Source organism: Pseudomonas sp. SDO55104_S430 (genome assembly GCF_054070595.1).
Genome location: NZ_JBSVXG010000204.1, coordinates 1 through 10,282, shown reverse-complemented (window position 1 = coordinate 10,282; position 10,282 = coordinate 1). Strand labels below are relative to the sequence as shown.

Below are 10,282 nucleotides of genomic sequence, written 5' to 3'. Positions count from 1 at the left end.
TGTCAATCACCATAGAGGTCGACTGACACGACCCCTTCGCGAGCAAGCCCGCTCCCACAGGGTTTTGTGCTGTATTCACGCTCCCGTCATTGGTCTCATTGCATTCACCACCGGATGCTTTAGTGTGGACGTTACATTTCAAAACAATAAGAACAGGCTTCCCATGAGCCAGAGTCTCAGTCAGCTGCGCAAGTTCGTCTCGCCTGAAATCATTTTCGGTGCCGGTTGCCGGCACAACGTCGGCAACTACGCCAAGACCTTCGGCGCGCGCAAGGTGCTGGTGGTCAGCGATCCGGGGGTGATTGCCGCCGGCTGGGTCGCTGACGTCGAGGCCAGCCTCCAGGCGTTGGGCATCGAATACTGCCTGTACAGCGCCGTCTCGCCCAATCCGCGGATCGAAGAGGTCATGCTCGGGGCCGACATGTACCGGGAAAATCACTGCGATGTGATTGTCGCTGTCGGCGGCGGCAGCCCGATGGATTGCGGCAAGGGCATCGGCATCGTCGTCGCCCACGGGCGCAACATCCTCGAATTCGAAGGGGTGGACACCATCCGCGTGCCCAGCCCGCCGCTGATTCTGATCCCGACCACCGCCGGCACTTCGGCCGACGTCTCGCAGTTCGTGATCATTTCCAATCAGCAGGAGCGCATGAAGTTCTCCATCGTCAGCAAGGCAGTGGTGCCGGACGTGTCGCTGATCGACCCGGAAACCACCCTGAGCATGGATCCGTTCCTCTCGGCCTGTACCGGTATCGATGCGCTGGTGCACGCCATCGAAGCCTTTGTGTCCACCGGTCACGGGCCGCTGACCGATCCCCATGCGCTGGAGGCGATGCGCCTGATCAATGGCAATCTGGTGCAGATGATCGCCAACCCGACGGACATCGCCCTGCGAGAGAAAATCATGCTCGGGAGCATGCAGGCCGGGCTGGCGTTCTCCAATGCGATCCTCGGTGCGGTGCACGCCATGTCCCACAGCCTGGGCGGCTTCCTCGACTTGCCCCACGGCCTGTGCAATGCGGTACTGGTGGAGCACGTGGTGGCCTTCAACTACAGCTCGGCGCCGGAACGCTTCAAGGTCATTGCCGAGACCTTCGGCATCGATTGCCGGGGCCTTAACCACCGGCAGATCTGCGGGCGTCTGGTGGAACACCTGATCGCGCTGAAACACGCCATAGGTTTCCACGAAACCCTCGGCTTGCACGGGGTCAGCACCTCGGACATTCCCTTCCTGTCGCAACACGCCATGGACGACCCGTGCATTCTGACCAACCCGCGCGAGTCCAGTCAGCGTGATGTCGAGGTCGTCTATGGCGAAGCCCTCTGACGAGCAACAACGTGCGGCCTTGACGGGGCTTTTGGGACTGGGCAGCCACTCGGCGCGCAAGAGCCATTACCCGGAACTGGCCGCGCGCCTGGATGAACTGGAAGCCGAGCGCAACCGCTACAAATGGCTGTTCGAAAACGCCGTCCACGGGATTTTCCAGGCCAGCCTGCAAGACGGCATGCGCGCCGCCAACCCGGCGCTGGCGCGGATGCTTGGCTATCAGGACCCACAGGCGGTGCTGTTTTCCCTGAATGACCTGGCCAGCAAACTGTTCTGCGGCGGGGCGCAGGAACTGGAGGATATCGGCGAAATCCTCCAGCGCCAGCGCAGCCTCAACGGCTACGAAACCCGTCTGCGGCGCAAGGACGGCAGCCACATCGATGTGTTGATGAACCTGTTGCTCAAGCCCGGCCAGGAAGGCCTGGTGGAAGGTTTTGTCGCCGACATCACTGAGCGCAAACAGGCCCAGGAGCGCCTGCAACAGCTCAATGACGAACTGGAGCAACGGGTCACTGCGCGCACCGATGAGCTGCTCGAAGCCAACCGCAACCTGCAGCAGCAGATCACCCAGCGTAAACAGATCGCCCAGGCCCTGCGCGATGCCCGGGATGCCGCCGAGGCCGCCAATCGCAGCAAGGACAAGTACCTGGCGGCAGCCAGCCATGACCTGCTGCAACCGCTGAACGCGGCGCGCTTGCTGATCTCGACCCTTCGCGAACGCAAGTTGCCGGGAGACGAGCAGGTGCTGGTGGAGCGTACGCACCAGGCTCTTGAAGGCGCGGAGGATTTGCTCACCGATCTGCTGGACATTTCCCGGCTCGATCAGTCGGCGGTCAAGCCTGACATCGCGTCCTATCGACTGGATGAGTTGCTCGGGCCGCTGGTCTCGGAGTTCCAGTCCGTGGCCCAGGCGGCGGGCTTGAACCTGCGCGCACACATGGGCGATTTCGCCATCAGCACCGACTTGCGCCTGATGACGCGGATCCTGCGCAACTTTCTCAGCAATGCCTGCCGCTATACCGACGAAGGCAGCATCCTGCTCGGCGCCCGGCGGCGCGGTGAGTCTCTGCGCCTGGAGGTATGGGATACAGGCCGCGGGATTCCGGCGGACCGGCTCGACTCGATCTTTCTAGAATTCAACCAGCTGGATGTCGGGCGCGCGGCAGACCGCAAGGGCGTTGGCCTGGGGCTGGCGATTGTCGAGCGTATCGCCAAGATCCTTGGTTATCCCGTCGGCGTGCGATCGCGGCCCGGGCGCGGATCGATGTTCAGCATCGATGTGCCGCTGTCCCATGACATTCCCTTGCCGATCGGCCAGAGCGCACCGCAGCCGAGCACCGGAGACCCATTGCCGGGCCGCAGATTGCTGGTGCTGGACAATGAAGTGAGCATTCTGCAAAGCATGAGCGCGTTGCTCGGGCAGTGGGGCTGCGAAGTGGTCACGGCCACTGATGAAAGCGCGGCGCTGGCGGCGTTGGCGGGGAGGGCACCGGAGTTGATTCTGGCGGATTACCACCTCGATCACGCCGTGATCGGCTGCGACGTGGTGCGGCATTTGCGCGAGCATTTCCGCCAGTCGATACCCGCGGTAATCATCACCGCAGACCGTACCGACCAGTGCCGAAGCACCCTGCAACGACTCGACGCGCCGCTGCTGAATAAACCGGTCAAACCCGGCAAGTTGCGCGCGGTACTGAGCCAGTTGCTGGGCACCCCCTGATCACCGCAAACCTGTAGGAGCGAGCACGCTCGCGATGGAGGCACAGGCACCGCAGGGTGTCAGGCCGCCAACTTTATCGTTGGCGACCATCGCGAGCATGCTCGCTCCTACAGGGTTTACGCTATGCCAATGCAGGAGCTATCCAGGCTGCGAGCTTTGGCGTTTTACAGCACCAGATGCGGCAACCACAGCGACAGCGCCGGAATGTAGGTCACGGCCATCAACACCAGGAACAGCACACCGTAGAACGGCAGCAAGGCCTTCACGGTTGTTTCGATTGTCACTTTACCCACTGCAGACCCCACAAAAAGTACCGCGCCCACCGGCGGTGTAATCAGGCCGATGCCCAGGTTGACCAGCATGATCATGCCAAACTGCACCGGGTCCACGCCAATGCCGAGAATCACCGGCATCAGGATCGGCGTCAGGATCAGGATCAACGGCGCCATGTCCATCACTGTACCGAGCAACAGCAGCATGACGTTGATGCACATCAGGATCACATAGCGGTTGTCCGACAGGGTCAGAAACAACGTGGTGATCTTCGCCGGAATCTGCATCAGGGTCATGATGTAGCCGAAGCTGGCGGCGAAGCCGATCAGAATCATCACGATCGAAATCGTCCGCACCGTGCGATGCATGAGCTTGGGCAACTCGCTCCATTTGTAGTCACGGTAGATGAACATGGTCACGAAGAACGACCAGAGTACGGCGATCGCCGCCGATTCGGTCGCGGTGAAGATGCCCGACAGAATGCCGCCGAGGATGATCACCATGGCCATCAGGCCCCACATCGCTTCGCCGCAGATCTTCAGCGCTTCGCGCATCGGAATCACTTCGCCCTTGGGGTAGTCGCGCTTCCTGGCGAAGATCAGGCACAGGACCATCAGGCACGCGCTCATCAACAGGCCCGGGACCACGCCGGCCATGAACAGCGAGGCAATCGACACCGTGCCGCCCGCCGCCAGCGAATAGAGCACCGAGTTATGGCTCGGCGGTGTCAGCAGGGCTTGCACCGAGCCGCTGACGGTCACCGCCGTGGCGAATTCCCTTGGATAGCCGCGGCGTTCCATTTCCGGAATCAGCACTGAACCTACGGACGCGGTGTCGGCCACTGAGGAGCCGGAGATCGCGCCGAAGAAGGTCGAGGCCATGATGTTGACCAGCGACAGGCCGCCGCGTACGAAACCCACCAGTACCCCGGCGAATGCCACCAGGCGCCGGGACATGCCGCCCTCGGCCATGATCGCGCCGGCCAGCACGAAGAACGGAATCGCCAACAGGGAGAATTTGTTCACGCCCCCCGCAACCTGAATCATCAGGGCCTGGAAGGGAATGTCGATCCACCAGGCACCGATCAGGGCCGAGAGCCCCAGGGCGTAGGCGACCGGCATGCCGATCAGGATCAATGCGATAAAACTGCCCAGCAGAATCAAAGCGTCCATTCAGGCAGCCCCTTCGTTTTCTTCCACGAGGTCGAAGCGCACGACCCGACGGTTGCTCTGATCGCCGAGCAGGAGTTTTTCCAGGACAAAGATCAGCGTCAGCAGGCCACCCACGGGGATCGGCATGTAAGTGATGCCGACCCGCAAGGTGGGCAGGGCGCTCATGTACTGGTTCCAGGTCGAGATGCAGAGCTTGGTGCCCCAGATCGTCATGAACAGGCAGATGGTCGCCATCAGCAATTGCGCGACGATGCTCATGGTCTTGCGCAGGTGCGGCGGCAGGCGATCGGTGAGCATCGCTACAGCCATGTGCGAACCTGAGCGATAGCTTGCGGCGGCGCCGATGAAGGTGAAGACCATCATCAGCAGGATCGCCGTGGGCTCGGGCCAGCTGGAACCGGTACCGAGCACGTAGCGGGCGAATACGCCCCAGGGAATGATCAGGGAAATGGTCAGGACCGACAGACCGGCGATCCAGATACAGGCCATATACAGCCTGTCGTTGATGCGCAGCGCGAGATTCTTCATCGGGTTTCACCGTAACCGGGCGCGCACGGAGGTTTGCCAACCGCCGTGGCGTCGGGCCTTTCAGGAGAGCGGTAGGGTTACTGCACGGCTTCGATGCGCTTGATCAGATCGGCATAGGGCGCGCCGTATTTCTCGCGGATCGAGGCGGTCGCTTCGTAGAAAGGTTTCTTGTCGACGGTGATGAATTCGACGCCGGCGGCCTTGAGTTTTTCCTCGCTGCTGGCCGATTTGGCGTCCCACAGCGTGCGTTCCTGAGCCTGGGCGGCTTTGGCGGTTTTCTTCACCAGCGCCTGCTGCTCGGGAGTGAGTTTTTCCCAGGTGATTTTCGACATCACGATGGGCTCCGGCAGGATCAGGTGTCCGGTCAGGCTGTAGAACTTGGCGCTCTGAAAGTGGTTGTGTTCGAGCAGAGTCGGCGGATTGTTTTCCGCGCCGTCGATCACGCCGGTCTGCAGGGCGCTGAAGATTTCACCGGTGTCCATGGCAATGCCGTTGCCGCCCATGGCGTTGATGGTGTCGATGAACATCGGGTTGCCTTGCACACGGATCTTCATCCCCTTGAGGTCTTCGAGGCTGCGCACCGGCTTTTTGGTGTAGATGTTGCGGGTGCCGCCGTCCATCCAGGCCAGGGCCACCAGGTTGAATTCGGAGTTGGTGATCTTGTCGAGGATCTCGTCGCCGACTTCGCCGTCGATGACTTTGCGCATGTGTGCCTGGTCGCGGAACACGAAGGGCATGTTGAACACGTTCACGTCGGGCACCACCGGCCCGACGATGCCGAGGCTGACCCGGGCCATCTGGATGGCGCCGACCTGAGCCTGTTCGATCACCTCCTTCTCCGAGCCGAGCACGCCGCCGGCGAACATCTTGAAGGTCAGTTTGCCGTCGCTTTCCGCCACCAGCGTCTTGCCCAGCTGTTCCTCGGCCACCACTGTCGGATAACCGGCGGGGTGGATGTCGGCGAATTTGATTTCCAGTGCCTGGGCGGCGTTGCCGAGGATGAAGGTGAGCGGGAGCGAAGCGAGGAGCAAGGTGCGTTTGAAGTCCATGGGGCATTTCTCCAGTCTTGTTATTTTTGTATTCAAAAGCGCAGCGGTGCAGCGGGAGCGGTCGTTAAAACAGATCGTTGAACAGAGGTTCGGGCAAGCCCTTCACGCCGGGATCGAGGGCGAACACGCCGCCGGCAATGGAATGTGGATCAAGGTCATTGCCGGGGCGGATCGAGGTCACGAACAGCGTGTCCAGTCGACTGCCGCCGAAGGCGCACATGGTCGGTTTTTTCACCGGGACGGCGAGGGAACGGTCCAGTCGTCCATCGGGGGTGAAACGGTGAATCAGCCCGGCGTCGTTGGCGCAGATCCAATAGCAGCCCTCGGCATCCACCGCGGCACCGTCGGGACGGCCGCAAAACTTGCGCATGTCGACGAACACCCGGCGATTGCTCGGCGTACCGCTGTCGATGTCGTAGTCGAACGCCCAGATCTGCTGGATCTGCGGGTGCGAGTCGGACAGGTACATCGTGCGTCCGTCCGGGCTGAAGGCCAGGCCGTTGGGCACGATGAAGCCACTCAGGCGCGGTGTCAGCGGTCCCTCTTGGCCGGCGCTATAGCGGAACAGCGCGCCATCGTCGGCATTGGCGCCCATGTCCAGCACCATGCTGCCGGCCCAGAAACGCCCTTGGCGATCGCAGCGACCATCGTTGAGGCGCATGTCGGGGCGAATGTGGTCGACCGCGGCCAAAGGTTCGCTGTCGAGGCTGCCATCGTTATGGGCATGCAAATGGAAGAAGCCGCTTTCCATGCCGGCGACCCAGCCACCGTCAGGATGACGGGCGATGCAGGCGAGCATTTCCGGCGTTCTCCAGCTCTCGACATGTCCGCGCTCGGCGCTCCAGCGCTGCAAGCCTCCGGCGGGAATATCGACCCAGTACAGGGCGTTTTCCTCGGCGACCCAGACCGGGCTTTCACCGACTGCGTTGCGGGCATCGACAATCAATTCGGCTTGCATGGCGATTCATTCCCTTGGCGTTGTGATGAAGATCCAGTGACGGCTTGACTCAATCTCCGAAGGGGCCGGCTGCGCAGAAGGCACCGCCCTGGTAGATCCGCGCCGGATCATCGGCAGCTGGCAGTGGCTGGGCTTCGACTTTTTCGCGAAACACTTCGGAGGTGTCTTTGGGGGCAAAGCCCAGGCGGGAGGCGAGATGGTTGTCCCACCAGACGTCCTTGTTGTCAGACATCCCGTAAACCACTGTGTGGCCAACGTCGGGGGTGTACAACGCGCGTTCGAGCAATTGGGTGAGATCGCTGAAGCTCAGCCAGGTGCTCATCATCCGGCGGTTCTGCGGCTCCGGGAACGAGGAGCCGATGCGTACGCTGACGGTTTCGATGCCGTAGCGGTCGAAGTAAAACGTCGCCATGTCCTCGCCGTAAGACTTGGACAGGCCGTAGTAGCTGTCCGGGCGTCGAGGGGAGTGGGCGTCGATCACTTCATCCTGCTTGTAGAAGCCGATGACGTGGTTGGAGCTCGCGAAGATGATGCGTTTGACCCCATGCCGGCGGGCCGCTTCGTAGATGTGGAACACCCCGCAGATGTTGGCACCGAGGATTTCTTCGAAGGCATGCTCGGTGGAGACGCCGCCAAAGTGCAGGATCGCGTCCACGCCTTCGACCAGTCGATGCACGGCCTGCTTGTCGGAGAGATCGCAGACCACGACTTCTTCACGGTCATCGATGGCGGGTGCCATGGGGGCGATGTCCGAAAGGCGAATGACATTGGCATAGGGGCGCAGGCTGTCGCGCAAGACTTTGCCGAGCCCGCCGGCGGCACCGGTCAGAAGCAGGCGATTGAACGGCGCGCGTGTCGATGCAGTGGTCGTCATGGAAATCCCTTTACACGTTCTTATTATTGATTGTTGTAGGTTGTCGTATGACTGTGCGGAAGTATTGGTGGGCTTTTCGGGTCTTGTCAACGCGACGTTTTGGGAAATTGACGAGAGGGCGTACGGACACTGGTCCGTGCAGAGGCTATCGAATGCACCGTGGCTGCGATCTTCTGGGCGTACGATGTGTTGCGTCTGTATCAGACCCCTGTAGGAGCGAGCATGCTCGCGATGGAGGCACAGACACCGCGGGGTGTCAGGCAGCCAACGTTTTCGTTGACGACCATCGCGAGCGTGCTCGCTCCTACAGGGATTGCGTCAGCCTGAAATCATGGGGGGCAGGGTGCCCAGCAACGAGACTGCCGCGACCGCGCCCATCCCCAGCAACCACTCCAGCAGCACACTGCGGCGCAACGTCGGAAGGTGTTGTTCGCAGTCGTTGATGCGCAACCGGTTGAACAGCGCCAACCCGAGCATCGCACCCACCAGCGAAACCTTGATCAACAGGATCAAGGCGAAACCGCTCAACAGGGGTGTCGGCCAGAATGCTCCGGTGAGGGCGCGTACGTTGATCAAGCCGGTGATCAGCAAGCCGGCCACCAGGCCATAGCCGACGCCACTGAACTTGCGCAACAACGTCTCAATGGAATGTCCGTCAGGTCGACGCAGGATCAGAAGCAGCAGCATCAGCCCGCCGAGCCACACGCTGACGCAGGTCAGGTGCAGCAATTGATTGAAGATCAGCCATCGAGCTTCGACGCCATCGAACATGGCGCCATGACCGACCGGGGCCAGGGTTGCCAGCAGCAGGCCGCCGAAGATCAGTTGCAGGGTTCGGTTGGCCCGCAGTGGTGACAGCAGCAGTACAAGCAACAAGGCGTTGATCAGCAAGTGCCAGCGCCACACCTGGCCGAAAAATGTGCGCTCGAGCACCAGGTGCAGCGTCGATGGGTCAAACGCCGCACTCCAGTTTCCGGCCATGCTGGCGGTGACCAGCAGCAACCAGCCCACGCCGCTGATCAGCGCCACCGCCACCAGCCAGCGACAGACAAACGCCAACGATTGATCGAGCGTGGTGTCGCGCCCCAGCAGCAGCGGCTTGAACACCCAGGCCCCGAACAGCATCAGCACCATGGTGAAATGCAGGAAGCGGCACAGCACCATCGCATCGGTCATGTACTACTGGCCCACCTTGAAGGCGTATGCGCCTTCGCTCTTGTGGGTGTCGACCGACACCACATGCCATTCGACCTTGTAATCGCCGGCGGTGAACGGCACCGCCGGGGTGACGATCAGGGTCTTCTTGTCCCCCTGAGTGGTCAGGCTTTTCACCAGGACATCGGCGCCATCCTTGGTGATCGTCACTTTGGAAAAGTCGGCTTCAACACCTTCGGAAAACGTCAGGCTCAGTTCCGCAGGCGGGCTGACGGTGCTGTCGGCGGCGGGTGTCTGGCTCTTCAAATGAGCGTGGGCCCACACCGAGGATGCGGCGAAAAGAGAGCCGAGCAGCGCGGTGGTGATCAGGGTTTTCTTAAACATGTTCAATCCCTCGATGGCAGGTTCGATGTGGGCGCAAGTCTAGTCGCGGCGCACCGGGTTCAGGAAGTTTGCCGTTCCCCTGTCGCCGCGTGTCAGAGCGGATGCTAGTCTTGTTTAACGCTGTTGTCAGGGAGCCCACATGGGCAATCACAAGATCGAGATTCGTCGCAGTAACGTCGAGAAAATTCTCCTCGCCGCCGAAAAGGTCTTCGCCGAAAAAGGCTTCGGCAGCACCGCCATGGCCGACATCGCCGCCGAGGTCCAACTGCCGCGTTCCAACCTGCATTACTATTTCAGCACCAAGACCGAGTTGTACAGCGCCGTGCTGTTCGACCTGCTGGAAGTGTGGAAGCAGGATGCGCTGTGCTTCGAGATGTTCGACGACCCCCGCGTGGTCCTCAGCAGCTACATCCGCGCCAAGATGCACCACTCCCGCACCCGTCCCTACGGCTCTAAAGTCTGGGCCAACGAAATCATCCACGGCGCCCCGACCCTGGGCGAAGCCCTGGACGCCAGCCTCTATGACTGGGCCAAGATGAAAGAGGCGAAGATCCGCCAGTGGGTCGACGACAAACGCATCCTGCCGGTGGAGCCCTCAAGCCTGCTCTACATGATCTGGGCCTCGACCCAGCATTACGCGGATTTCGATCATCAGGTGAACATTCTCAACGAGCATCAGGCGCTGTCGGACATGCAGTTCGAGCGGGCGGTGCAGACGGTGACGCAGGTGATCTTGCGGGGGATTGGGTTGGAGCCTTGAGATTGTCGCTGTTGCGGACGGCCTCTTCGCGGGCAAGCCTCGCTCCTACAGGGTTATCCGGCGAACGACCGCAAAACCTGTA

Annotated in this window: 10 protein-coding genes; 3 read left to right on the top strand and 7 right to left on the bottom strand. The window is 61.4% G+C overall.

Going from position 1 to position 10,282, the window contains the following annotated elements; all coding sequences use genetic code 11:
• Positions 1–163 precede the first annotated feature (163 nt).
• Both ercA and ACW9JE_RS24690 read left to right on the top strand, forming a co-directional pair.
• Positions 164–1,327, top strand: a complete 1,164-nt coding sequence (gene ercA / locus ACW9JE_RS24695; protein WP_224535355.1) for an alcohol dehydrogenase-like regulatory protein ErcA — start codon at positions 164–166, stop codon at positions 1,325–1,327.
• Complete coding sequence (locus ACW9JE_RS24690; protein ID WP_457434222.1) at positions 1,311–3,047, top strand: hybrid sensor histidine kinase/response regulator; 1,737 nt, start codon at positions 1,311–1,313, stop codon at positions 3,045–3,047. The genes ercA and ACW9JE_RS24690 overlap by 17 nt, the downstream gene beginning before the upstream one ends.
• 164 nt (positions 3,048–3,211) lie before the next feature.
• Here the strand turns inward: ACW9JE_RS24690 and ACW9JE_RS24685 are convergent, their stop codons facing one another.
• From ACW9JE_RS24685 to copC, 7 genes are all read right to left on the bottom strand, one after another.
• Positions 3,212–4,492: a TRAP transporter large permease gene (locus tag ACW9JE_RS24685; protein WP_457434221.1), complete on the bottom strand. Its 1,281-nt coding sequence runs from the start codon at positions 4,490–4,492 to the stop codon at positions 3,212–3,214.
• Positions 4,493–5,020: a TRAP transporter small permease gene (locus tag ACW9JE_RS24680; protein ID WP_457434220.1), complete on the bottom strand. Its 528-nt coding sequence runs from the start codon at positions 5,018–5,020 to the stop codon at positions 4,493–4,495.
• 77 nt (positions 5,021–5,097) lie between these two features.
• Positions 5,098–6,069, bottom strand: a complete 972-nt coding sequence (locus ACW9JE_RS24675; protein WP_457434219.1) for a TRAP transporter substrate-binding protein — start codon at positions 6,067–6,069, stop codon at positions 5,098–5,100.
• Between the two features lie 64 nt (positions 6,070–6,133).
• Positions 6,134–7,027, bottom strand: coding sequence for an SMP-30/gluconolactonase/LRE family protein (locus tag ACW9JE_RS24670; protein ID WP_224535365.1), 894 nt, complete (start codon positions 7,025–7,027; stop codon positions 6,134–6,136).
• Between the two features lie 49 nt (positions 7,028–7,076).
• Positions 7,077–7,901: an NAD-dependent epimerase/dehydratase family protein gene (locus ACW9JE_RS24665; RefSeq protein ID WP_457434218.1), complete on the bottom strand. Its 825-nt coding sequence runs from the start codon at positions 7,899–7,901 to the stop codon at positions 7,077–7,079.
• Positions 7,902–8,219: 318 nt separating this feature from the next.
• Positions 8,220–9,077, bottom strand: coding sequence for a copper homeostasis membrane protein CopD (copD, locus tag ACW9JE_RS24660; RefSeq protein WP_457434217.1), 858 nt, complete (start codon positions 9,075–9,077; stop codon positions 8,220–8,222).
• 3 nt (positions 9,078–9,080) lie between these two features.
• Entirely contained in the window at positions 9,081–9,440 is a 360-nt protein-coding gene (copC, locus tag ACW9JE_RS24655) for a copper homeostasis periplasmic binding protein CopC (RefSeq protein WP_457434216.1), read from the bottom strand.
• A 139-nt stretch (positions 9,441–9,579) separates the two neighbouring features.
• Between copC and ACW9JE_RS24650 the strand changes: the two genes are divergently transcribed.
• Complete coding sequence (locus tag ACW9JE_RS24650) at positions 9,580–10,200, top strand: TetR/AcrR family transcriptional regulator (RefSeq protein WP_175377290.1); 621 nt, start codon at positions 9,580–9,582, stop codon at positions 10,198–10,200.
• Positions 10,201–10,282 lie beyond the last annotated feature (82 nt).